This is a genomic window from Herbaspirillum sp. Her3, assembly GCF_057961275.1.
The window spans coordinates 2306747-2329668 of sequence record NZ_CM176328.1; the positions used below are offsets into that span (position 1 = coordinate 2306747).

The 22922-nt window shown below is 64.0% G+C and carries 16 protein-coding genes; 13 read left to right on the top strand and 3 right to left on the bottom strand.

Annotated features, from left to right (window positions below):
- The first annotated feature begins 69 nt into the window (after positions 1–69).
- Genes ACVC5H_RS10630 through ACVC5H_RS10640 form a run of 3 tightly spaced genes read left to right on the top strand, consistent with a single transcriptional unit; the run spans position 70 to position 3131 of the window.
- Positions 70–1230 (top strand): ATP phosphoribosyltransferase regulatory subunit, encoded by a 1161-nt coding sequence (locus ACVC5H_RS10630; protein WP_489622262.1) that lies wholly within the window; start codon positions 70–72, stop codon positions 1228–1230.
- A gap of 3 nt (positions 1231–1233) precedes the next feature.
- Complete coding sequence (locus tag ACVC5H_RS10635; RefSeq protein ID WP_489622263.1) at positions 1234–2547, top strand: adenylosuccinate synthase; 1314 nt, start codon at positions 1234–1236, stop codon at positions 2545–2547.
- Positions 2548–2600: 53 nt separating this feature from the next.
- Positions 2601–3131, top strand: coding sequence for a phosphoribosyltransferase (locus tag ACVC5H_RS10640; protein ID WP_034332511.1), 531 nt, complete (start codon positions 2601–2603; stop codon positions 3129–3131).
- A gap of 88 nt (positions 3132–3219) precedes the next feature.
- Here ACVC5H_RS10640 and ACVC5H_RS10645 read toward each other — a convergent pair whose 3' ends face one another.
- Positions 3220–4317 carry an SDR family oxidoreductase gene (locus ACVC5H_RS10645; protein WP_489622264.1) on the bottom strand — a complete coding sequence of 366 codons (1098 nt, stop codon included), beginning with the start codon at positions 4315–4317 and terminating at the stop codon, positions 3220–3222.
- Between the two features lie 15 nt (positions 4318–4332).
- Positions 4333–5514 (bottom strand): MFS transporter, encoded by a 1182-nt coding sequence (locus ACVC5H_RS10650; RefSeq protein ID WP_489622265.1) that lies wholly within the window; start codon positions 5512–5514, stop codon positions 4333–4335.
- 134 nt (positions 5515–5648) lie between these two features.
- On the opposite strand from ACVC5H_RS10650, the gene ACVC5H_RS10655 reads away from it, so the two are divergent.
- The 3 genes from ACVC5H_RS10655 (at position 5649) to pbpC (ending at position 14754) form a co-directional block, all read left to right on the top strand.
- Positions 5649–6530, top strand: a complete 882-nt coding sequence (locus ACVC5H_RS10655) for a LysR substrate-binding domain-containing protein (protein WP_489622266.1) — start codon at positions 5649–5651, stop codon at positions 6528–6530.
- Between the two features lie 104 nt (positions 6531–6634).
- Positions 6635–12499 carry an alpha-2-macroglobulin family protein gene (locus tag ACVC5H_RS10660; RefSeq protein WP_489622267.1) on the top strand — a complete coding sequence of 1955 codons (5865 nt, stop codon included), beginning with the start codon at positions 6635–6637 and terminating at the stop codon, positions 12497–12499.
- Positions 12500–12561: 62 nt separating this feature from the next.
- Positions 12562–14754, top strand: coding sequence for a penicillin-binding protein 1C (pbpC, locus tag ACVC5H_RS10665; RefSeq protein WP_489622682.1), 2193 nt, complete (start codon positions 12562–12564; stop codon positions 14752–14754).
- Here the strand turns inward: pbpC and ACVC5H_RS10670 are convergent.
- The gene (locus ACVC5H_RS10670; protein WP_489622268.1) at positions 14751–15686 is read right to left on the bottom strand and encodes a LysR family transcriptional regulator; all 936 of its coding nucleotides are present in this window, start codon (positions 15684–15686) and stop codon (positions 14751–14753) included. The two genes, pbpC and ACVC5H_RS10670, sit on opposite strands and share 4 nt — an antisense overlap.
- A gap of 131 nt (positions 15687–15817) precedes the next feature.
- Here ACVC5H_RS10670 and speB point away from each other — a divergent pair, with 131 nt between their 5' ends.
- From speB to ACVC5H_RS10705, 7 genes are all read left to right on the top strand, one after another.
- The gene (speB, locus tag ACVC5H_RS10675) at positions 15818–16768 is read left to right on the top strand and encodes an agmatinase (protein WP_489622269.1); all 951 of its coding nucleotides are present in this window, start codon (positions 15818–15820) and stop codon (positions 16766–16768) included.
- A gap of 11 nt (positions 16769–16779) precedes the next feature.
- A complete protein-coding gene (locus ACVC5H_RS10680) occupies positions 16780–17673 on the top strand; it encodes a sugar phosphate isomerase/epimerase family protein (protein ID WP_489622270.1) in 894 nt (297 codons plus the stop codon).
- Between the two features lie 2 nt (positions 17674–17675).
- Positions 17676–18740, top strand: coding sequence for an isopenicillin N synthase family dioxygenase (locus ACVC5H_RS10685; RefSeq protein ID WP_489622271.1), 1065 nt, complete (start codon positions 17676–17678; stop codon positions 18738–18740).
- Between the two features lie 61 nt (positions 18741–18801).
- On the top strand, positions 18802–19611 hold the full coding sequence (locus ACVC5H_RS10690; protein ID WP_489622272.1) for a transporter substrate-binding domain-containing protein: 810 nt from the start codon (positions 18802–18804) through the stop codon (positions 19609–19611).
- 30 nt (positions 19612–19641) lie between these two features.
- Complete coding sequence (locus ACVC5H_RS10695) at positions 19642–21171, top strand: amino acid ABC transporter permease/ATP-binding protein (protein WP_489622273.1); 1530 nt, start codon at positions 19642–19644, stop codon at positions 21169–21171.
- A gap of 1 nt (position 21172) precedes the next feature.
- Positions 21173–21928, top strand: coding sequence for a class II aldolase/adducin family protein (locus tag ACVC5H_RS10700; RefSeq protein WP_489622274.1), 756 nt, complete (start codon positions 21173–21175; stop codon positions 21926–21928).
- Positions 21929–21939: 11 nt separating this feature from the next.
- Positions 21940–22884, top strand: coding sequence for a 2-hydroxyacid dehydrogenase (locus tag ACVC5H_RS10705; RefSeq protein ID WP_489622275.1), 945 nt, complete (start codon positions 21940–21942; stop codon positions 22882–22884).
- Positions 22885–22922 lie beyond the last annotated feature (38 nt).

Sequence of the window (22922 nt, forward strand, 5' to 3'; positions counted from 1 at the left end):
CTGCTTGCATCGTTGTTGCCCGCGCCACGCAAGTACGCAAACCGTTTTTTTCTGCTTTGACTTTTGTTTATGCCTAACTGGCTTCTTCCCGAAAACATCGCCGACGTCTTGCCCTCGGAAGCGCGCAAGATCGAGGAACTGCGTCGACGCCTGCTCGACAATTTCCGCCTGTACGGCTACGAAATGGTCATGCCGCCGCTGCTGGAATACCTCGAGTCGCTGCTCACCGGCGCCGGCCAGGACACCGACCTGCGCACCTTCAAGCTGGTCGACCAGCTCTCCGGCCGTACCCTGGGCGTGCGCGCCGACATGACCACGCAAGTGGCGCGCATCGACGCCCACCTGCTCAACCGCGCCTCGGTCACCCGCCTGTGCTATGCCGGCAGCGTCCTGCATACGCGCCCGACCGGCCTGCACGCCACCCGCGAGCCGATCCAGATCGGTGCCGAGATCTATGGCCATGCCGGCATCGAGGCCGACGCCGAGATCCAGGAACTGGCCCTGAATTCGCTGGCCCTGGCCGGCATGCGCACCATCCGCCTGGACCTGTGCCACGTCGGCGTGCTGCGCGCCATCATCGCCCATGATGCGGCCGCCAAGCGCGACGAAGCCCAGCTCTTCGGCCTGCTGCAGGCCAAGGATGTGCCGGGACTGAAGGAAATCACCGCCTCTTACCAGGAGGGCACCCGCGCCGCGCTGCTGGCGCTGCCCAACCTGTATGGCGACATCGCGGTCATCGCCCGCGCCCGCATCACCTTGCCGGCGCTGCCCGGCATCGGCCAGGCGCTCGACGAGCTGCAGGCCTTGGTGGAACTGGCCGCTGGCCATGAAGGCGCGGCCGTCACCATCGATCTGGCCGACCTGCGCGGCTACCATTACCACAGCGGCGTGATGTTTTCCGCCTATGTGCCGGGCCTGCCCAATGCGGTGGTGCGCGGCGGCCGCTACGACCATGTGGGTGAAGCCTTCGGCCGTGCGCGGCCGGCTACCGGCTTCTCCCTGGACCTGCGTGAACTGGCACGACTGATGCCGGGCGCAGAACGAAAACGCGCCATCCTCGCCCCTTGGGGCAGGGACGCCGGTCTGCGTGAGAAAATAGCGCAATTGCGGCAAGCGGGAGAGATCGTGATCCAAAGCCTTCCCGGCCACGAACACGATCAGGACGAATTCGATTGCGATCGCGCACTCGATTTCAGCAATGGAAACTGGATTATCAAAAACTTGGGTTGAGTCATGTTACAGAACAGCAATGCAAAGAATGTCGTCGTCATCGGTACGCAATGGGGCGACGAAGGTAAGGGCAAGATCGTCGATTGGCTGACCGATCACGCTCAAGGCGTGGTGCGTTTCCAGGGCGGCCACAATGCCGGCCACACGCTGGTCATCGGCGGCAAGAAGACTGCGCTGCAACTGATTCCCTCGGGCATCATGCGCGCTGGCGTGGCCTGCTACATCGGCAACGGCGTGGTGCTGTCGGTGCCCGACCTGCTGCGCGAGATCGACAAGCTCGAAGCCGCCGGCGTGGAAGTCTGCTCGCGCCTGAAGGTCTCGGACGCCTGTCCGCTGATCCTGCCCTATCACGTGGCCCTGGACGTGGCGCGTGAAGCCGCCCGTGGCGTCGACAAGATCGGCACCACCGGCAAGGGCATCGGCCCTGCCTACGAAGACAAGGTGGCCCGCCGCGCCATCCGCGTGGCCGACCTGTTGAACGAAAAGCGCTTTGCCGAGAAGCTGCTGGCCAACCTGGACTACCACAACTTCGTCCTGACCCACTACCTGAAGACCCAGCCGGTGGACTACCAGAAGACCCTGGACGAAGCCCTGGCCAACGTGCCGCGCATCAAGCCCATGGTCACCGACGTCTCCAGCGACCTGTACGCCATCCACAAGGCCGGCGGCAAGATCCTGTTCGAAGGCGCGCAAGGCAGCCTGCTGGACGTGGACCACGGCACCTACCCGTTCGTCACCTCCAGCAACTGCGTGGCCGGCAACGCCGCCGCCGGTGCGGGCGTGGGCCCGGGCATGCTGCACTACATCATGGGCATCACCAAGGCCTACACCACCCGCGTGGGTTCCGGCCCGTTCCCGGCCGAACTGCCGACGGATGCCGGCACCGGCAAGCACCTGGCCTCGGTTGGTCATGAATTCGGTACCGTCACCGGCCGTGCGCGCCGTTGCGGCTGGTTCGATGCGGCCCTGCTGAAGCGCTCGGTGCAGATCAATGGCGTCTCCGGCATGTGCCTGACCAAGCTGGACGTGCTGGACGGCCTGGAGTCGTTGAAGCTGTGCACCGGCTACAAGCTCAACGGCAAGACCGTGGACATCTTCCCGGTTGGCGCCGAAGAAGCTGCCGCTTGCGAGCCGATCTACGAAGAAATGCCCGGCTGGTCCGAGAGCACCGTCGGCGCCAAGTCGCTGGATGCGCTGCCGGCCAACGCCCGCGCCTACATCAAGCGCATCGAGGAACTGGTGGGCGTGCCCATCGACATGATCTCCACCGGCCCGGACCGCGAAGAGACCATCGTCCTGCGCCATCCGTTCAAGTAATTCACCAAGCAATCGCCGTTATCGGCACAAGGCACTACGAAGCAATCAAGAATATGAAGATCTCTGACGACAAAGACCTCTGGGTCTCCTGGGATGACTACAACCGCCTGATCGAACGACTGGCGCTGAAGGTCTATGAGTCCGGCTACCAGTTCGACCAGGTGCTGTGCCTGGCGCGCGGCGGCCTGCGCCCGGGTGACGTGATGTCGCGCATTTTCGATGTCCCGCTGGCCATCCTCTCGACCAGCTCCTACCGTGAAGCGGCCGGCACCATTCGCAGTTCCCTGGACATCGCCAAGTACATCACCATCACCAAGGGAACCCTGGGTGGACGCATCCTGCTGGTGGACGACCTGGTAGATTCGGGCGTGACCCTGCAGAAGGTGATGGTCCACCTGAAGGAACACTATCCTTCCGTCACCGAGATCAAGAGTGCCGTGCTGTGGTGGAAGGCCTGCTCGGTCGTGGAACCCGATTTCCACATCGACTACCTGCCCACCAATCCCTGGATCCATCAGCCGTTCGAAGAATATGACGGCCTGGGCCCGCATCAGCTGGCAGCTTGGATCAAGAAGGGGGCCTGATCTTTTGCTTCAGTTTCATGGAAGCAGATGTGAAAAGAGCTTGCCGCGGCAAGCTCTTTTTTTTCGTCCGTCGAGTCCGGGCGAGGCATCAGGACCAAGGAATGACCTTGCCCTCCTTGAAGATATCAAAGAGCTGATAAAACATCTGCTCGCTCTCCACATACTCATGAAACCCCAGCCGGCGCGCCTTGCTGCCATCGCCGAACATGTCATAGTCCCAGGAGAACACGAAATCGGCAAATTCCCACGCCGATAGTGAAGCATAAGGGTGCTGCTTCAAGCCGTGCGCCGTGACGATCCGCTCCCACAACGGCGCCTTGTCGGCCATCACCTCGGCCAGTTTCAGCGGCAGTGGCGAGCCCACTTCCATGCCGAAATAGCGGGCGATCTTCGGCCACATCTCGCTCCAGCGGAACAGGTCGCCATTGCCGAAGTTGAAGGCATGGTTGGCGGCGGCCTCGGTGGTGGCGGCCCAGACCGTGCCCTTGGCCAGCAGGCGGGCATCGGTCATTTCGACCAGCTTGTCGTAGGCACCCGGCTTGCCCGGAAATCGCAGCGGCAGCCCCATCGCCTTGGACATGCAGGCATACAGTGCAATGGCCAACGCCAGGTTCATGGGATTGCCCAGCGCCGCGCCGCCGACCACCGCCGGGCGCGGCGCCGACCAGCTCCAGTTGCGCCCTGAATCAATGCGCCGCTGCGCCAGCCAGCGCTGCTGGTCGAACATGAATTCGGGCGGCATGAACTGCGCATCGTTCTCTCGCGCCGGCGTCTTGAAGGGACCGAGATGGCCGCCATAGACCTTGTAGCCCTGCATCAGGCTGATATGCCGCAAGCCAGGCGCATGGGCTTCCACCGCCTGCACCGTGTGCTGCAGCATGGCCAGGTTGGGCGCGACCAGCTCGCTCCAGCTGGGGCGGTGTTGGTAAGCGGCGTAGAACACGTGCGTGACTTGTTCCAGCGGTGCCAGCCGGCGCTCGGTATCGGCGGCGTCGAGCAGGTCCACCGCGACGTGGCGCAGGCGCTCCTGCTTGCGGGATTCGCCACCCCGGCGCGAGAGGCCGATTACCTCCCATTGCGGCAGGGATAGCAGGTATGCGATCAGTTGACTGCCGATCACGCCGTGGGCCCCCACCACCAGGGCGGTGGGGCGCTGCGGCGGGGTGGCGATTGCGCAATGGGTCATGGCGCTCTCCGGGGATCAGCAGGTCGTGGCGCGTTCGGTGCGGGACAGCGCGGCCGGGCTGGCATCCATCTTCCAGCTCACCAACGCCACCACGATCCCCGCCAGCGGCAGCAGCGCCGCGACGTAAGGCACCGCATGCAGCCCCGGACCATGATCGATGGTCACGCCACCCAGCCAGGCCCCGGCCGCATTGCCCAGGTTGAAGGCGGCGATGTTGGCCGACGAGGCCAGGTTGGGCGCGCCGGTCGCCTTTTCCAGCACGCGCATCTGCAGCGGCGGCACGGTGGCGAAGGCGGCCATGCCCATCAGGCCGACGCCGATGATGGCGGCGATCTTGTTCTCATTGGTGAGACCGAACAGCACCAGCACCACCGCCAGCAGCACCAGGCTGCCCAGCAGGGTGGCCATGAGCTTCTTGTCGGCCAGCTTGCCGCCGGCCAGGTTGCCGATCACCAGGCCCAGGCCGAACAGCAACAGGATGGGCGAGACCGCAGAGGCCGGGAAACCGCTGATGTCCGTCAGGATCGGGGCAATGTAAGTGAAGGCCGCGAACACGCCGCCAAAGCCCAGCACCGTCATCAACAGCCCCAGCATCACCTGCGGGCGCATCAGTACGCGCACTTCCTTGCCGAAGTCGGCTTCGTCGCCGCCTTGCGAGCGCGGCACCAGCACGGCCGTGGCGACCAGCGCGATCACGCCGATCGCGGTCACCGCCCAGAAGGTGGCGCGCCAGCCATCGCTCTGGCCCAGCCAGGTGCCGAAGGGCACGCCCAGCACGTTGGCCACGGTCAGGCCGGTGAACATCAGGGCGATGGCCGAGGCCTGCTTTTCCTTGGGCACCAGGCTGGTGGCCACCACCGAACCGACGCCGAAGAAGGCGCCATGGGCGAAGGAAGCCACCACGCGCCCGATCATCAGGGTGGCATAGCCCGGCGCGATGGCGCAGGCCAGGTTGCCCACCACGAAGACCACCATCAGCGCGATCAGCAAGGTCTTGCGTGGCAGGCGGCCGGTGGTGGCGGTCACCAGCGGGGCGCCCACGAACACGCCCAGTGCATAGCCGGTCACCAGCAGTCCGGCCGAGGACAGGCTCACGCCCAGGTTGGTGGCGACCTCCGGTAGCAAGCCCATGATGACGAACTCGGTGGTTCCGATGGCAAATGCGCTGATGGTCAGCGCCCAAAGTGCAATTGGCATGGCAATCCTTGTGGGGTGAGGGGTTCAGGCTGGTCCATCGGTGATGGATTGCCAGCGATATGAAGGATTGTGCGCGCAGTCTTTGTTGAGAAAAATGCCGTTACAATCAAAGAATATTTGATCTGGAGTCAACAATGACGATGCAGTCCGAGGAATTGCGCACTTTTGTCGCCGTGGTGGAAGCCGGCACGCTGTCGGCTGCAGCCGAAGTATTGGAGCAGACCACCTCGGGCGTGAGCCGCGCATTGTCGCGTCTGGAAGACAAGCTGGGCGCGAGCCTCCTGACCCGCACCACGCGCCGCATGGAATTGACCGAGGAGGGCGAAGCCTTCCTGGAGCAGGCCCGCGCCATCCTGGCCGCCATGGAACAGGCCGCAGACACCGTGCGCATGCGCAGCCGCAAGCCGGTCGGCAAGCTGCGCGTGGATGCTGCCGTGCCTTTCATGCTGCACTGTGTGGTGCCGCATGTGGGCGCTTTCCGCGCCGCCTATCCCGACATCGAACTGGAGCTGACCACCAATGACCGCTTCATCGACCTGGTGGAGCAGCGCGCGGACATCGCCATCCGCATCGGCGAACTGCAGGATTCCACCCTGCATGCCCGGCCCCTCACTTCGTCCCGCCTGAACATCGTCGCCAGTCCTGACTACCTGGCCCGGCATGGCATGCCCGAATCAGTGGAGGCGCTGGAACAGCACCAGCTGATCGGCTTCTCCCTGCCCGACAGCCTCAACCACTGGCCACTGCGCCACACCGCCGGCGACCGCTACCAGGTACGGCCGGCGATTCGCGCTTCCAGCGGCGAAACCATCCGCCATCTGGCGCTGCAGGGGCAGGGCATCGCTTGCCTCTCCGCCTTCATGACCGATGCCGACCTGGCCGCAGGGCGTCTGGTTCGTGTGCTGGATCACTACGATAGCGGCTTTCGCCAGAAGATATCGGCGGTGTATTACCACAACACCCGGCTGTCGCGCCGCATCAGTTGCTTCCTCGATTTTTTGCAATGCAAGCTATAAATCGGAAACGTTTTGCCGTTATTCCAGTCTGAGCGCCAGCATCGCCGCAAGGGGGAAGGAACCTGTGGCCGTCATCAAGACAAGATTGATCCGGAGAGAACAAGATGAAGCACACGGAAAACGGCACGGCCACCGGTCGTCCATGGAGATCGGCGCTGCGCGGCCTGCTGCTGGCAGGCGCAGCCCTCGCCAGCCTGGCGACGGCCACCGCCCTGACTGCACCTTCAGCCCTGGCCGCCAATGCCAGCGTGCTGTCGTTTTCGCCGCAGGGCGAAGTCCAGCGCATCCGCCAGGTGCGGGCGCGCTTCTCCGAATCCATGGTGAAGTTTGGCGATCCCAAGGCGGGTTCACCCTTCGATGCCGATTGCGCCATCGCCGGCACCGCGCGCTGGGCCGATGACAAGAATTGGGTCTACGATTTCGAACGCGACCTGCCGCCCGGCACCCGCTGCAGCTTCAGCCTGCGCGCCGATGCCAGATCGGCCGCCGGCAATGCCGTCAGCGGCAAGACCCGCTTCCAGTTCAGTACTGGCGGTCCGGCAGTGAGCCGGGTCGAACCTTACAGTGGCGCGCAGATCGCCGAAGACCAGGCCTTCATCCTGTTCCAGAACGGGCCGGCCACCGAGGCGTCGGTACGCGAACACCTGTATTGCGAAGCCGAAGGCATCAACGAACGCATTCCCGCCAAGGCCGTCGGCGAGACCGACCGCAAGGCGCTGCTGCAGCAGTTCGCCAAGGGCGTGGACCCGGCTGCCGTGACCATCGTGCAGTGCCAGCAGCGCCTGCCCAATGACGCCCACGTGAAGCTGGTCTGGGATCGCGGCATCGCTGCGGCCAGCGCACCGGCCATCGTTACCTCCAGGCCGCAGGTCTTCAGTTTCCAGGTGCGCAGCGAATTTGCCGCCGGCCTGTCGTGCCAGCGCGAGAACGCCAATGCGGCCTGCTCGCCGATTCTTCCGGTGACGCTTTCATTCTCGGCACCGGTGCCGCGCAAGCTGGCCGAACAGGTGGTGATGAATGCCACTACCGGCAAGATCAAGCCCGCGCTGGAGGGCGACAAGGACGAAGCCGTGCGCGAGCTGCGCTTCAAGCCGCCATTCCCGGAGAAATCCGCATTCACCATCAGCCTGCCGTCCGGCTTCAAGGATGAGGATGGCCGCACGCTGGCCAATGCGGGCGCTTTTCCGCTGAAGTCGGCGCTGGCCGATTTCCCTCCGCTGGCCAAGTTCCCGGCTGCCCCGTTCGGCATCATCGAACTCAATGCCGACCCCACGCTGCCGGTCACGCTGCGCCGCGTGGAAGCCGGTCTGCAAGTGCGCGGCAAGGATGGTCGCGCCATGCCGGGCCAGGTGGCCGACCTCAAGGTCGATGGCGACAAGGCGGTCATCGCCTGGCTCACGCGCCTGAACAGGTATCACGAAAAATGGGGTGATCCGAAGAAGGTCGACACGCGCAGCATCAGCCTCCTGGACAAGGAGCCGGGCGCAAAGAAACTCGATCTGCCCGCACAGAAGGCGCTCAAGGACGGCGAATGGCCGTTCGAAGTGATCGGCATCCCGTTGAAAGACCCCGGCTTCTACGTGGTCGAACTGGAATCGCAGAAGCTGGGCGCGTCGCTGCTGGGCAAGCCGCAGCCGATGTATGTGCGCACCAGCGCCTTGGTGACCAACCTGTCGGTCCACGTCAAGCTGGGCCGCACCAATGGTGCCGTCTGGGTGACCCGGCTGGACGATGCCAGGCCGGTGGCCGATGCCGACGTTCGCGTCTCCAATTGCGACGGCACCCAGCTCTGGCAGGGCAAGACCAACGCCAATGGCGTGGCCATGATGCCGGCCCTTGAAGACGCCTGCGTCAATCGTGGCTACAGTGCCGACAACGCCGACAAGATCAACGGCCTTTTCGTGAGCGCCCGCAAGACCGATGAGAAGGGCCGCCAGGACATGGCCTTCGCGCTGACGTCGTGGAACGAAGGCATCGAATCCTGGCGCTTCAACCTGCCCACCGACATGGACAAGTCGGCCACCACGCGCGCCACCACCATCTTCGACCGCACCCTGTTCCGCGCCGGGGAGACGGTCTCCATGAAGCACGTGATCCGTACCGAAACCCTGCAAGGCTTCGGTCTGGTGCGCAAGGAAGACCTGCCCACGCGCATTCGCATCAGCCATCTCGGCAGCGGCCAGCAATACCTGTTCCCGCTCACCTGGCGTGGCAACAAGAGCGCAGAGACCACCTTCGTCCTGCCCAAGGAAGCCAAGCTGGGGACTTACGAGGTGGCGCTCGATCAGGGCAAGGTCACTGCGAACACGGGTGGCCAATCCGATGAGGGCGAGGACGGGGGCAGTTATGGACGCGCCAGCTACGCCACTGGCACCTTCCGCGTGGAGCAATTCCGCCTGCCGCTGATGCAGGGACGCATCACCCCGCCCAAGGGCGCACAGGTGGCCATCAAGGAACTGCCGCTGGACCTGCAACTGAACTACATCAATGGCGGCGCAGCGGCCAACCAGGCCGTGCAGGTGTCCTCGTTGTTGCGTTCGCGTTCGCTCAATATCGCGGGCTACGATGGCTTCTCCTTCGACGCGCCACGCAGCGATGACGACAGCAATGCCGATGACCAGAAGATCGTCGCCGACAAGCTGGCCGTCACCCTCGACAAGAACGGCGCCGGCCGCGCCGTGATCGGCAAGCTGCCCGCACCGCAACGCCCGCAGGAACTGCTCACCGAGATGACCTACAGCGATCCCAACGGCGAAGTGCAGACCATTTCCACCGTCACGCCGCTGTGGCCTGCGGCCGTGGTGGTGGGCCTGCGCACCGGCACCTGGGTCTCGGTGAAGAAGAAGCTGACGCTCACCGCCGTCACCCTCAACACCAGCGGCCAGCCGCAGGCAGGCGTGCCGGTGGAAATCCGTGGCCTCGCGCGCAAGACCAATTCGCATCGCAAGCGCATGGTGGGTGGTTTCTATGCCTATGAAAATGACGAGAGCAAGCAGGACCTCGGCAAGCTCTGCGCGGGCAAGAGCGACCAGCACGGCATGTTCACCTGTGAGACCGAACTGGCCGAAGCAGGCAATGTAGACCTGATCGCCAGCGTCAAGGATGGCAATGGCAACGCCGCTTCCGCGCGTTCCTCGGTGTGGGTCACCGGCCGCGGCGAAGTCTGGTTCGATGGCGAGAACCAGGACCGTATCGACATCCTGCCCGAGAAAAAGAATTACCAGCCAGGCGAAAACGCCACCTTCCAGGTGCGCATGCCCTTCCGCTACGCTACCGCCCTGGTAGCAGTGGAGCGCGAGGGTGTGATCGATACACGCGTGGTCCAGCTGTCGGGCCAGGACCCGACCATCAGCGTGCCGATGAAGGCCGAGTACGGCCCCAACGTCTATGTCTCGGTGCTGGCCGTACGTGGCCGCATGCGCGAGGTGCCGTGGTATTCCTTCTTTGTCTGGGGATGGAAGGAGCCGATCAACTGGTGGCACGAATTCCGCGAGTATCAGGGACCGGGCCCCATCGTCGATCTCTCCAAGCCGGCCTGGAAATTCGGCATCGCCGAAGTCAACGTTGGCGATGCCGGCCATCGCCTGCAGGTGGCGGTCAGTACCGACAAGCCCGCCTATCCCATCCGCGCCACCGCCAAGGTGCAGGTGCAGGTGACGCTGCCCAACGGCAAACCTGCGGCGGGTGGCGAATTCGCGCTGGCGGCGGTCGATGAAGCGTTGCTGGAACTGCAGCCCAACGGCAGCTGGGATGTCCTGCGCGCCATGCTGCAACGGCGCAGCTATGGCGTGGAGACCTCCACCGCACAGATGCAGGTGGTCGGCAAGCGCCACTACGGCAAGAAGGCTACGCCTGCCGGTGGTGGCGGCGGCCGTGCGCCCACGCGCGAACTGTTCGATACCCTGCTGGTCTGGAAACCCAACGTGACGCTGGATGCGGAGGGCAGGGCGCGGCTCGATGTGCCGCTCAATGATGCGTTGACGTCCTTCCGCATCGTCGCCATTGCCGAGAGTGGCGTCGGCGACTTCGGGACCGGCAGCATCAGCATCCGCTCCACGCAGGACGTGCAGATCATCGCCGGCCTGCCGCCGCTGGTGCGCGAGGGTGACAGCTTCAACGGCAGCGTCACCGTACGCAACACCACCACGCACGACATGACGATCAAGGTCGCAGCGCGCGCGCAGGGTGGCACCGCCGCGAGCACGCTGACGCTGCCCGAGCGCGAGGTGAAGATGGCGGCCGGACAGTCGGCCGAAGTGATGTGGCCGGTGCAGACCCCCGACGGCATCAACCAGCTCGCGTGGGAAATCAGCGCTCAGGAGCAGGGCGGCCAGAACGCCCGCGATACGATGAAGTTCACCCAGCGCGTGGTTCCTGCGGTGCCGGTTACGGTGCAGCAGGCTACGCTGTTCCAGCTGGACAAGAGCGCCACCCTCAACGTGGCACGTCCGGCCGACAGCCTGCCGGGACGGGGTGGATTGGCGATCTCGCTCAAGCCCAGCCTGGCCGGTGGCAGCGATGCGCTGACGCGGTATTTCCTCAACTATCCCTTCGCCTGCCTGGAGCAGAAGACCTCCAAGGCCATCGGCCTGCGCGATGAGGCCGCCTGGCAGAGGATCGCGGCTGACCTGCCGACCTATCTGGATGGCGATGGCCTGGCCTATTACTTCCCGCCCAGCGACAGCGGCGCACGCCGTGGCAGCGATACCTTGACGGCCTATTTGCTGGCCGCCACCAACGAAGCCGGCTATGCCATCCCGCAAGCCAGCCGCGACAAGATGCTGGACGGTCTGTCGGCCTTCGTTGAGGGCAAGCTCATGCGGGATTTCTGGTCGCCCCAGAAGGACCTGGACGTACGCAAGCTGGCCGCCCTGGAAGCGCTGTCGCGCTACAACCGCGTGCAACCCGCGATGCTGGGCTCGCTGCAGATCAATCCCAACACCTGGCCGACCTCGGGCCTGCTGGACTGGATCGGTATCCTGCAGCGCGTCGCCGCCATCCCGGACCGGCAGAAGAAGCTGGACGAGGCCGACCAGATCCTGCGCGCTCGCCTGAATTTCCAGGGCACGCGCATGGGCTTCTCGAATGAAGAGGGCGACTATTGGTGGTGGCTCATGAGCAGTGGCGACGCCAACGCCAACCGCCTGATCCTGCTGGAACTGAACAATCCGGCCTGGCGCGAGGACATGCCGCGACTCATCGCCGGTGCCATCGGCCGCCAGCAGCGCGGCCACTGGAGCACCACGACCGCCAACGTCTGGGGCAGCCTGGCACTGGAGAAATTCGCACGCAAGTTCGAATCCGAACCGGTCACCGGCACCACCCGCGCCACGCTGGAGCAGAGCGGCGCCAGCACCGCCAGTCAGAGCCTGGCCTGGAGCGGCGCAGCCAATGGCGGCAAGCTGCAGTTGCCCTGGCCCGAAGGCAATGCGCAAGGTGGCAGTGTGCGCCTGGCGCAAGAGGGCAACGGCAAGCCCTGGGTCACGCTGCAGAGCCTGGCGGCAGTGCCATTGAAGCAGCCCTTCGCCGCCGGCTATCGCATCACGCGCAAGGTCGAGGCCATCGAGCAGAAGCAGGCCGGTGTCTATACGCGCGGCGACGTGCTGCGCGTGACGCTGGACATCGATGCGCAAGCCGAGATGACCTGGGTCGTGGTCAGCGATCCGGTGCCGGGTGGCGCGACCTTGCTGGGTTCCGGCCTCGGCCGCGACTCTGCCATTGCCCAAGGCAAGCAGGACGCCGCGCGTGACCGTGGCATGGGCTGGCTGGCCTATGAAGAGCGCAGCTTCGAAGCCTATCGTGCCTACTACGAAGCCATGCCCAAGGGCCGTACCAGCATCAGCTACACCGTGCGACTGAACAATGCCGGCGAGTTCAAGCTGCCGCCGACAAGGGTGGAAGCGATGTATGCGCCCGAGATGTTCGGTGAAGTCCCCAATGGCAAGCTGGTCGTGAAGGCGGCGCAGTGATAGTCACGCTTGTCCGCAAGTCTCGGGCCAGCGCGTTGTGCGTGCTGGTGCTGGCCTTGCTGATGCCGGTGGCGGCCAGGGCCGTGCCTTCCTTCAGCGAGGTGCAGCGCGACTTCCTGCCCTCTGAAGCCAGCCTGCTGGATCGCAACGGCGAGCTGCTGCAGCGCCTGCGCATCAACATGGACGAGCGCAAGCTGGCCTGGGTCAAACTGGAAGACGTGTCCCCGGCGCTGCGGCATGCCCTGATCGCTTCCGAAGACCGGCGCTTCTACCAGCACAGCGGCATCGACTGGAGCGCGGTCGCCGCCTCGGCCTGGGGCAATCTGTGGAATACGAAGACACGCGGGGCTTCCACCATCACGATGCAATTGGCGGGTTTGATCTATGACGATCTGCGCCGCAAATCCGCTGCGCGTTCGCTCACGCAGAAAGTTTCGCAGGCGTGGATTGCGCAATCGCTGGAACGCAGCTGGCGCAAGGACCAGATCCTGGAGGCCTACCTCAACCTGGTGGCCTTCCGGGGCGAGCTGGTGGGCGTGCATGCTCTGTCGCGCGTGATGTTCGGCAAGCATCCCAGCGGCCTCGATCAAGGCGAAGCGGCCATCGCCGTGGCGCTCATTCGTGCGCCCAACGCCACGCCGCGCCGCGTGGCCGAACGTGCCTGTGCCATCCTGAAGGAGGAGGGCGCAGGCGAACAGTGCAGCGGCATCGATGGTCGCACCGAACTGGCCCTGGCGCGCGTCTCGGCCAGGCGCGATTTGCCGGGCACCAGCGATGCGCCGCAACTGGCACCGCATCTGGCGCGCAAGCTCCTGAGTACAGCGGGGCAGCAATTGCGTTCCACGCTGGATGCGCCATTGCAGCGCTTTGCCACGCAAGCCTTGCGCCATCAACTGGCGGGACTGGCCGACCGCAACATCGAGGATGGCGCCCTCATCGTCATCGATAACGCCAGTGGCGAAGTACTGGCCTGGGTCGGTTCCAGCGGACCGCTGTCGGCGGCGGCCAATGTGGATGGCGTGGTGGCGCAGCGGCAGGCGGGGTCGACACTCAAGCCCTTCCTCTACGAACTGGCGATTGAAAAGAAGTGGCTGACGGCCGCCTCCTTGCTGGACGATTCCCCCGTCAATCTCGCCACCTCGGCCGGGCTCTACATTCCGCAGAACTACGACAGGCAATACAAGGGCCTGGTCAGCCTGCGCACCTCGCTGGGTTCCTCGCTGAACATCCCGGCCGTGCGTACGCTGGTGATGGTCACGCCCGAGCGCTTCTTCCGGCGCCTGCAGGCGCTGGGTTTCAACCTGCGCGAGAGCGGCGATTACTACGGCTACAGCCTGGCGCTGGGCAGCGCCGACGTCACGCTGGCCAATCTGGCCAACGCCTACCGCGTGCTGGCCAACCAGGGCCGCTACACGCCCTTGCGCACGCGGCTCGATGAAGCACGCACGCCAGCGCACGCTACGCAGGTGATGGATGCCGATGCGGCCTGGATCGTCGGCGACATCCTCTCCGACCGCAGCGCCCGCGCCCGCACCTTCGGGCTGGAGAATGCGCTGTCCACACGCATCTGGACGGCCGTCAAGACCGGCACCTCCAAGGACATGCGCGACAACTGGTGCGTCGGCTACTCCTCGCGTTATACCGTGGGCGTATGGGTGGGCAACGCGTCCGGGGCGCCAATGTGGGACGTATCAGGCGTAACCGGTGCGGCACCGGTCTGGCAGGAGGTCATGCAATATCTGCATGAGCGCGGCCGCAGCGCCAGCCGGGCTGCCGGCAACGGACCGCCCGCCCAGCCTGCGGGAGTGCAGGCGCGGAGGATCCGTTATGAGCAGGAGGTCGAAGCCGCGCGCACCGAGTACTTCCTGCCGGGCACGGTGCAGGCCGAGATCCGGCTTGCCCATGCGGGTGACATTCGTGCTGCCATCACCTATCCGACTGCAGGCATGCTGGCCGCACTGGACCCTGATATTCCGCCTGCGCGGCAGCGCATCCGGTTCCGTGCCCAGGGCGCGCCGATGGGCAGCCGCTGGATGCTGGATGACAAGCTCATGCCGGAGGCCGTGATGCAGGCGGGCAGGGTGAGGACGCAGCAGGTGGCCGCCACGGGAGAAGATGCATTGGGCTTCGACTGGATGCCCTGGCCGGGCAAGCATGTGCTGGTGCTGCAGGATAAGGACGGCAAGCCCCTCGATAGCGTGCGCTTTGAAGTCCGGGGCGCGGTAGTGCGTCCGGCCGCTGCACGCAGGCCCTAACGCTTGCTGCCCCGCTTGCCGGCCTGCAGCAGCTCGCGCATCGCCTGCAACGGCAGTTCGCGGCTGCGGCCCCGGCGCAGCACCAGCGAGAACTGCGACTGGTAGCCGAATTCCGAAGGCAGCAAGACCTTCAGCCGCCCCTGATCGACCCAGGACTGGGCGTAGTGTTCGGGCAAGTAGCCGATGTAGCGGCCCGACAGGATCAGGATCAACTGCGCTTCCATACTCTCCACGGTGGCCACGCTGCGCTTGAAGCCGTGCCGGCTCAGCTCGGTCTGGCTCCAGTAACTGCGGCTGACCACATTGAGTTCCGAAACCGTCGAGGCGCGCAGGTTCCTCTGGTGAAAACAAGGATGCCGGTCGCTGCAGTACAGCCACTGTTGTTCGCGATAGAGTGGCTGATAAACCAGGCCGTTGGCCTTGGCGGGGAAAAAGCCGACCGCGATGTCGAGGTCATTGTCCAGCAGGCCCTTCTGCAATTCGTAGGGGCTGCGAATGAGCAGGTTCAGGTGCATCGCCGGGTACTTGCTGGAAAATATGCCAATGGCCTCCGCCAGCGGCAGCGAAGAGTCGGTCACCGTGGTATCCAGCACCCCGATCTTCAAGGTGCCACCGAGTTCACCCTTGAGCGATTGGGTATAGCGCTCGAAACTGTCTACCTCACCCAGCACGCGCAGGGTTTCCGAGAGCAGCAGCTCGCCCTTGTCGGTCAGCGCAAAACCGCCCCGGCCGCGCCTGCACACGGTAAAGCCGACGTCGCTTTCCAGTTGCGCCATATAGGTGCTGATGGCCGAAGTGGTCAGGTTCAGCTCCTGCTGGGCCCTGGCAAAACCCTGGTGGCGCACCACCGTGGCAAATATCCGCAATAACTTGAAATCAATGCCTGGCGTCATGGAAAAATCATCGGTCGGGTGGGCGGTCCGGATCGGCATCCGGCTCCTGACATTAGTTTCGGATTTTAACAACTTATTATTTGATTACAGCTATCTTTTGATAACTATTGCCCATTGTATAGTCGCCTCGTCGCAGCATGATGTTGCTGCCAGATCAAGGGTGATACGCAATGTCCAAAATCTTCCACCAGCCCCAGAGCGGCAACGACATGCCGCGCTTTGCCGGCCGCTCCACCATGATGCGCCTGCCCGCGATGGACAGCGCCGAAGGCCTGGATGCCGCCTTCATCGGTGTGCCGCTGGATATCGGCACGTCCCTGCGCGCCGGTACCCGATTCGGTCCGCGCCAGATCCGTGCCGAATCGGTCATGATCCGCCCCTACAACATGGCCACCGGTGCCGCGCCCTTTGATTCGCTGTCGGTGGCCGACATTGGCGACGTCGCCATCAATACCTACAACCTGCTCGAATCGGTCCGCGTCATCGAGCAAGCCTATGCCAGCCTGCTGGCGCATCCGGTCGTTCCGCTCACGCTGGGCGGCGACCACACCATCACCTTGCCGATCCTGCGCGCCATCGCCCGCAAGCATGGCCCGGTCGGCCTGGTACACGTGGATGCCCACACCGATACCAACGACGACATGTTCGGTGAAAAGATCGCCCACGGCACCACCTTCCGTCGCGCCGTGGAAGAGGGCTTGCTCGATTGCAAGCGCGTGGTGCAGATCGGGCAGCGTGCGCAAGGCTACGCCAGCGGCGATTTCCAATGGGGCGTGGATCAGGGTTTCCGCCTGGTGCAGGCCGAACAATGCTGGCACCGCTCGCTGGCACCGCTCATGGAAGAAGTGCGCGCACAGATGGGCAGTGGCCCGGTCTATCTGAGCTTCGACATCGACGGCATCGACCCGGCCTGGGCACCCGGCACGGGCACCCCCGAAGTCGGCGGACTGACTTCCATCCAGGCCCTGGAAATCGTGCGCGGATGCCGCGGCATGAACCTGATCGGTTGTGACCTGGTGGAGGTCTCGCCGCCTTATGACTTAAGCGGCAATACCTCGCAGCTCGGCGCGAATTTGCTATACGAAATGCTGTGTGTGCTGCCCGGTGTGACCTATCGCTGAGAGGCGGCCGTATGGAACTGAAGATATTCCGCTCCACCTGGGGCGTGCAGGTAAGCTGGAGCACCTGTGTGGCGCAGCTGCGCGAGGCCGGCTGTGCCGGTCTGGAAGCGCGCCTGCCCATGGTGGTGCAAGAGCGGCGCGCATTGCGTGACCGCCTGCAGGCCGATGCGCTGGACTACATCGCCACCGTCTTCAGTGGTGCCGACGTCATCCCGCGCCAGGCGGACGGTCCGGAGGTGCATTTGCAGCACCTGGCCCGGGCCTTCGATGCAGCGGCGGAACTGAACCCGCGCTTCGTGAACCTGCTGGCCGGCAACGATCGCTGGTCCTTGTCCGAGCAGGTCGATTTCCTGGGCCGGGCGCAGGCCTTGGCCGACAGCGCCGGGGTGTGCTGCAGCTTTGAAACCCATCGCGCCAGTTCACTCTACAGTCCCTGGGTCACGCTGGACATCGTGCGCCAGTTGCCCCAGCTGCAGTACACCGCCGACATCAGCCACTGGGTGGTGGTGTGCGAGCGTTTGCTGGACGATCCGCTGGATGACCTCACGCCGTTTCTCCAGCGCGTACACCATGTCCAGGCCCGCGTGGGCTATGCCCAGGGACCGCAGGTGCCCGATCCGGCCGCGCCCGAGTACGCGCCCGAGCTGGCGTTTCACCAGCGCATCTGGGAGACGGTCTGGGCTTTCCAGCACGGCAAAGGCTATGCCGCGACCACGCTCACGCCTGAGTTCGGCCCGGACGGCTACCTGCATCTGCTGCCCTATACCCGTAGCCCGGTAGCCGATCTGTGGCAGCTCAATCATTGGATGGCGCAGCAGGAGCGCGCGCATTTCGGGCGCTGGTCGCAGCAACACGGCGTTCTCTCTGCGTCACCGAGGCAATATCAACCTACGTCAGGACTTTGACCATGCACACCGGACAACGCAATTTCACGGCCTTGCCCGTGATCGATATCCGTGGCCTCTACCACGATGCGCTCGCACAGCGCCAGGCGGTGGCCGACCAGCTCGGGGCGGCGGCGCGTGACGTCGGTTTTTTCTACATCATCGGCCACGGGATTGATCCGCAACTGATCGCAGGGTTGCGTGCGGCCAGCCGCGATCTGTTTGCGCAGGAGATGCAGTGGAAGATGCGTTACTACATCGGTGACTCCTGGGGCCACAAGGGTTATGTGCCCGAAGGCGAAGAGGTCTATTCCAAGGGCCGGCCCGATCACAAGGAAGCCTTCGACATCGGCTACGAGGTGCCTGACGATCATCCGCTGGTGCTGGCCGGTACGCCCCTCATTGGCAACAACAAATGGCCCGACCTGCCCGGTTTCAAGGAAGCCGTTTCCCGCTATTACGAGGCGGTGTTCGCGCTGGGCCGCACCTTGTTCCGTGGCTTTGCCCTGGCGCTGGGGCAGCCCGAAGATGCGTTTGAATCCCTGGTGACCTGTCCACCCTCGAAGCTGCGCCTGATCCATTATCCGGTCGACACGGAAGCGGTCGATGCGCCCGGTATCGGCGCACATACCGATTACGAGTGCTTCACCATGCTGCTGTCGGACCAGCCCGGCCTGGAAGTGATGAACGACCAGGGGGCCTGGATCGATGCGCCGCCGTGTTCGGTGGCGGGTGAAGAGGCCTTCGTCATCAATATCGGCGACATGCTGGAAGTGATGACCGCAGGCGCCTTCCCGGCCACCTCGCACCGTGTGCGCAAGGTCCGGCATGAACGTTATTCCTTCCCGCTGTTCTTTGCCTGCGATTACCACACCCGTATCCGGCCATTGCCGCAGTTTGCCAGCGCTTCGGATGACGCTACCAGCTACGGCGAACTGTCCATCGGCGAGCATATGGTTTCTCAGGCCCAGCAGACCTATACCTATCTCAAGCGCAAGGTTGAAGCCGGTGAGATTGCTATGCCTGCAGGAGCGTTGAAGCCTGGCAGTTTTGGTTACACCCGGCCCAAAACGCCGGTCAGCGATTGAGTTTCCGTCTTTGTTCCCTGTTTCTTTTTTCCAGCCCCGCTCACTCCAGGAGTCCAGCGCCATGACCACCACCCTCCGTTCCGTTTCCTTCAAGCGCAGTCTGTTCACCTTCGCCTTGTCGGCCTTGCTGCCCCTGGCGGCGTTCTCCCAAACCATGGTTCCCGGCCAGCTCAAGGTCGGCATGGAGATCACCTATCCGCCGTTCGAATCCTGGCAAGGCGACAAGGTGGTTGGTTTTGATCCCGAGTTCGCCGAGATGCTGGGCAAGGTGATGAAGGTCAAGCCTGCCTTTGTCGATACCAAGTTCCCCAGCCTGATTCTGGGTCTGGGTGGTGGACAGTTCGATGCCGTCATTTCCGGCATGTACATCACCCCCGAGCGCACGGCCCAGGCCGATGCCATCGCCTATGGCCGTACTGGCGCAGCCATCATGGTAGCCAAGGACGGCGGTGTGATGCCGCAGACCGAAAACGATCTGTGCGGCCTGAAGGTCGGCCTGCAGGCCGGGACCAGCTGGGTCAACGCATTGAAGAAGCTGTCCAGCGACTACTGTGCTCCCCATGGCAAGCCAGCAGTGGCCGTGAGCGAGTTCCCGACTGCACCTGAAGTCTCGCAAGCCCTGCTGTCGAAAAACATCCAGGCGCAGATGGAAATCGCCGGTGCCGCCAAGATGCTGGCCGAACGCAGCAAGGGCCGTATCGTGATCAGCTCGCCCGCCCTGGTGTATCCGCAGACGCTCGGCATCTACGTGAAGAAGGGTAATACCGGCCTGTACCAGGCATTGCAAAAGGCGCTGGCGGCAAGCCAGGCCAGCGGCGACTATGCAGCCCTGATCAAGAAGTACGATCTTGAGCCTGTGGCCGCCAAGTAATTTCCAGCTTGACCCTCCGGGAGCCCTCGCATGGCATTAGATTGGTCGTATTTCTGGTCCTTGTTTTCGATGGGGATCTTCTGGCGCGCGTGCCTCACGGTGGTCGAGCTTGGCTCGCTGGTCTGGGTGCTGGGGATGGTGCTGGGCTTTTTGCTGGCCTGTGCCCGCACCTCCGGCACGCGCTGGGTCAGCTGGGCGGCAGGGCTTTATATCTGGCTCTTCCGCAGCCTGCCGCTGCTGGTCGTGGTGGTGGTGGTGTTCAACCTGCCGCAGATCTTCCCGATGAGCCGCAGCATCGTTGGCGATCCCTTCTTTGCCGGCCTGGTCGCCATGGTGCTCACCGAAGCCGCCTACATGGCTGAAATCCACCGCAGCGGCCTGCAGTCGGTCGCCCGCGGTCAGCGCGAAGCCGGGCGTGCGCTGGCCTTCAGCCTGTTTGGCACGATGCGGCTGATCGTCATCCCGCAAGCATTCCGGATCGCCTTGCCCACGCTCATCAACGAATACGTCACCATCATCAAGCTGACCTCGCTGGTGTCGGTGATCTCCCTGCCCGAGTTGCTGATGACGGGCCTGCGGCTGTATTCGCAGAATTTCCTGGTGATGGAAACCCTGCTCGGGGTGGCCGTGTATTACGTGTTGCTGGTCACCCTGTTCAGCACGCTGCTGGGTTGGCTCGAACGCAGGCTGGATCTGCAGAAGCGCCATCCCGCCACGCTCAGCGAAGCCGACTGCAGCGCCTTGCGCAAGCAGCTCGGTAGGCCGCCGGCCGCGCCAGCAGTGACGCAGGCGCCAGGCCAGCCGAGCGCATTGGAGCTGGTCAACATCCACAAAGCCTATGGCGCGCATCAGGTGCTCAAAGGCGTGAACCTGAGCGTACGCACGGGCGAGGTGATTTCCATCATCGGTCCATCGGGCTCCGGCAAGACCTCGCTGATCCGTACCATCAATGCGCTGGAGAAGATCGACCAGGGCGAGATCATCCTCTTCGGCGAAGGCTATATCAGCGCCCATGCCTCGCTCGACAGCAGCCTGGTACGCAATGGCATCGGCCGCATCGGCATGGTGTTCCAGAGCTTCAACCTGTTCCCGCATCTGAGCGTACTGGAAAACGTGTTGCTGGCGCCGCGCTATCATCACCAGCCGGCCGATGCGGTGCTGCGCAAGACCCAAGCCCTGCAACTGCTGGACAAGGTTGGCCTGCTGGCGCACCAGCACAAATACCCGCACCAGCTCTCGGGCGGGCAGCAGCAGCGGGTGGCGATTGCCCGCGCACTGGCCATGTCGCCCGATGTGATGCTGTTTGACGAACCCACCTCGGCGCTGGACCCCGAACTGGTCGGCGAGGTCTTGAAGGTGATCCAGGATCTGGCCCAAGAGGGCATGACGATGGTGATCGTCACGCATGAAATGGACTTTGCGCTGACGATCTCGGACCGCGTGCTGTTCATGGAAAACGGCCTTGTCCAGCTGGATGCCTCGCCCCAGCACATCCGCCAGGCAACGACCTCCGACGCCGCGACCCTGCGCGTGCGCCGCTTCATGGGATTGGACGCTTGAGATGACGATGACTTCTGACGAACTCAGCCTGCGCCGCGACCTCGCCGCAGCATACCGACTGGCCGCGCTGTTCGGCTGGGACGACACGCTCTACACGCACTTCTCGGTACGGCTGCCGCGTGCGGCCAATGCCGCACCGGAGGACGATCGTTTCCTGATCAATCCCTTCGGAATGATGTTCGACGAAGTGCGCGCCAGCGATTTGCTGGTGGTCGACCTGCACGGGCGCGTGGTCTCCGGCAGCGCCGACTACAACGTCGCCGGTTTCACCATCCATAGCGCCGTGCACATGGCTCGTGAGGATGCCCACTGCGTCCTGCACACCCACACGCTGGCCGGCATGGCGGTGGCGGCCTGCGAGCAGGGGCTGTTGCAGCTCAATCAGATCAGCACCGAGTTCTACCAGCGCGTGGGCGTGCATGCCTACGAAGGCGTCGCCTTCAATCTGGAGGAGCGCGTACGCATTCAGCAATCGCTGGGCAACAACATTGCCTTGCTGCTGCGCCATCATGGTTTGTTGTCGGTAGGTGCCACGGTGGCGGACGCGTTTTACGTCATGTTTTACCTTAACCGCGCCTGCGAGATTCAGATCGCCGCGGCGCAGATGGCGGCCGTCGCCGGTCCTGTCACTGAAATCCCCGCGCATCTCAGCCAGCATGCCTGCGAACAGCTGCAAGGCGTCGAGCATGAGCGCCAGATCCTCTGGCAAGCCTGGCTGCGCCGCCTGGACCGGATCGATCCTTCTTACCGAGACTGAGGAGCCGTTGTATGCCTACCTTGCTGCTTTGTAGCGCTACCGATGATCTGAGCGATCTGCACGCGGTCTTTCGTGAGCAAGCCTCGCGTCGCATGCCTGAGCTGCAGGTGCGGCTATGGCCGGACCTACCCGACCCAACCGAGGTCGAAGCCATTGCTGCCTGGTATCCACCTCCTGCAGTCATCGAGCGCTTGCCCAATCTGCGTCTGATTTGTTCGATTGCGGCGGGTGTCGATCATGTACTTGGCCCGGCGCAGGCCCATCCTGCAGTCCCTGTCTGCCGTATCGTCGATCCCGGGCTGGCCGCAGGCATGGCCGAATACGTGCTGTGGGCCGTGCTGTATTACCACCGTGCGCTGGACCAGGCGCTGCAGCAGCAGGTGCAGCGCGTGTGGAAGATCCCGGTGCAAAAGCCCGCGCATCAGACCCATGTGGGCCTGATGGGGCTGGGTGCGCTGGGTAGCCATCTGGCCCGGGTGCTGCGCGATCAGGGCTTTGCGGTCAGTGGCTGGTCGCGTTCCGCACACCACATCGATGGCGTAAGCACTTATGCCGGTGACGATACGCTCGACATATTCCTGCAGGCGGCCGATATCGTGGTTTGCCTGTTGCCGCTGACGGACGCCACTCGCAAGCTGCTCGGCCGCAAAGTATTTGCGGCGATGAAGCCTGGCGCAGCGCTGGTGCATTGTGGCCGGGGCGAGCATCTGGTGGAGGAGGATTTGCTGGAAGCGCTGGACCGGCAGCATTTGCGCGGAGCCGTGCTGGATGTGTTTGCGCAGGAACCGCTACCGACATCGAATGCCCTATGGGCACACCCGCGCGTGGTGGTCACGCCGCATATGGCGTCGAGTGCGCAGCCGGAGGTGATCGTCGGGCAGATTCTGGATAATCTGCAGCGGGTGCGCAGTGGGGAGGCTGTCCTGAATAGTGTTGATCGCGGTCTGGGGTATTAAGGCCTACTACGAAGGTAGGTGATCCATGGGCCGGCCTG

Bases quoted from the DNA above. Each gene is read 5' to 3' on its own strand.
- ACVC5H_RS10630 (WP_489622262.1), top strand. From the start codon at position 70: ATGCCTAACTGGCTTCTTCCCGAAAACATCGCCGACGTCTTGCCCTCG.
- ACVC5H_RS10635 (WP_489622263.1), top strand. From the start codon at position 1,234: ATGTTACAGAACAGCAATGCAAAGAATGTCGTCGTCATCGGTACGCAA.
- ACVC5H_RS10640 (WP_034332511.1), top strand. From the start codon at position 2,601: ATGAAGATCTCTGACGACAAAGACCTCTGGGTCTCCTGGGATGACTAC.
- ACVC5H_RS10645 (WP_489622264.1), bottom strand. From the start codon at position 4,317: ATGACCCATTGCGCAATCGCCACCCCGCCGCAGCGCCCCACCGCCCTG.
- ACVC5H_RS10650 (WP_489622265.1), bottom strand. From the start codon at position 5,514: ATGCCAATTGCACTTTGGGCGCTGACCATCAGCGCATTTGCCATCGGA.
- ACVC5H_RS10655 (WP_489622266.1), top strand. From the start codon at position 5,649: ATGACGATGCAGTCCGAGGAATTGCGCACTTTTGTCGCCGTGGTGGAA.
- ACVC5H_RS10660 (WP_489622267.1), top strand. From the start codon at position 6,635: ATGAAGCACACGGAAAACGGCACGGCCACCGGTCGTCCATGGAGATCG.
- pbpC (WP_489622682.1), top strand. From the start codon at position 12,562: ATGCCGGTGGCGGCCAGGGCCGTGCCTTCCTTCAGCGAGGTGCAGCGC.
- ACVC5H_RS10670 (WP_489622268.1), bottom strand. From the start codon at position 15,686: ATGCCGATCCGGACCGCCCACCCGACCGATGATTTTTCCATGACGCCA.
- speB (WP_489622269.1), top strand. From the start codon at position 15,818: ATGTCCAAAATCTTCCACCAGCCCCAGAGCGGCAACGACATGCCGCGC.
- ACVC5H_RS10680 (WP_489622270.1), top strand. From the start codon at position 16,780: ATGGAACTGAAGATATTCCGCTCCACCTGGGGCGTGCAGGTAAGCTGG.
- ACVC5H_RS10685 (WP_489622271.1), top strand. From the start codon at position 17,676: ATGCACACCGGACAACGCAATTTCACGGCCTTGCCCGTGATCGATATC.
- ACVC5H_RS10690 (WP_489622272.1), top strand. From the start codon at position 18,802: ATGACCACCACCCTCCGTTCCGTTTCCTTCAAGCGCAGTCTGTTCACC.
- ACVC5H_RS10695 (WP_489622273.1), top strand. From the start codon at position 19,642: ATGGCATTAGATTGGTCGTATTTCTGGTCCTTGTTTTCGATGGGGATC.
- ACVC5H_RS10700 (WP_489622274.1), top strand. From the start codon at position 21,173: ATGACGATGACTTCTGACGAACTCAGCCTGCGCCGCGACCTCGCCGCA.
- ACVC5H_RS10705 (WP_489622275.1), top strand. From the start codon at position 21,940: ATGCCTACCTTGCTGCTTTGTAGCGCTACCGATGATCTGAGCGATCTG.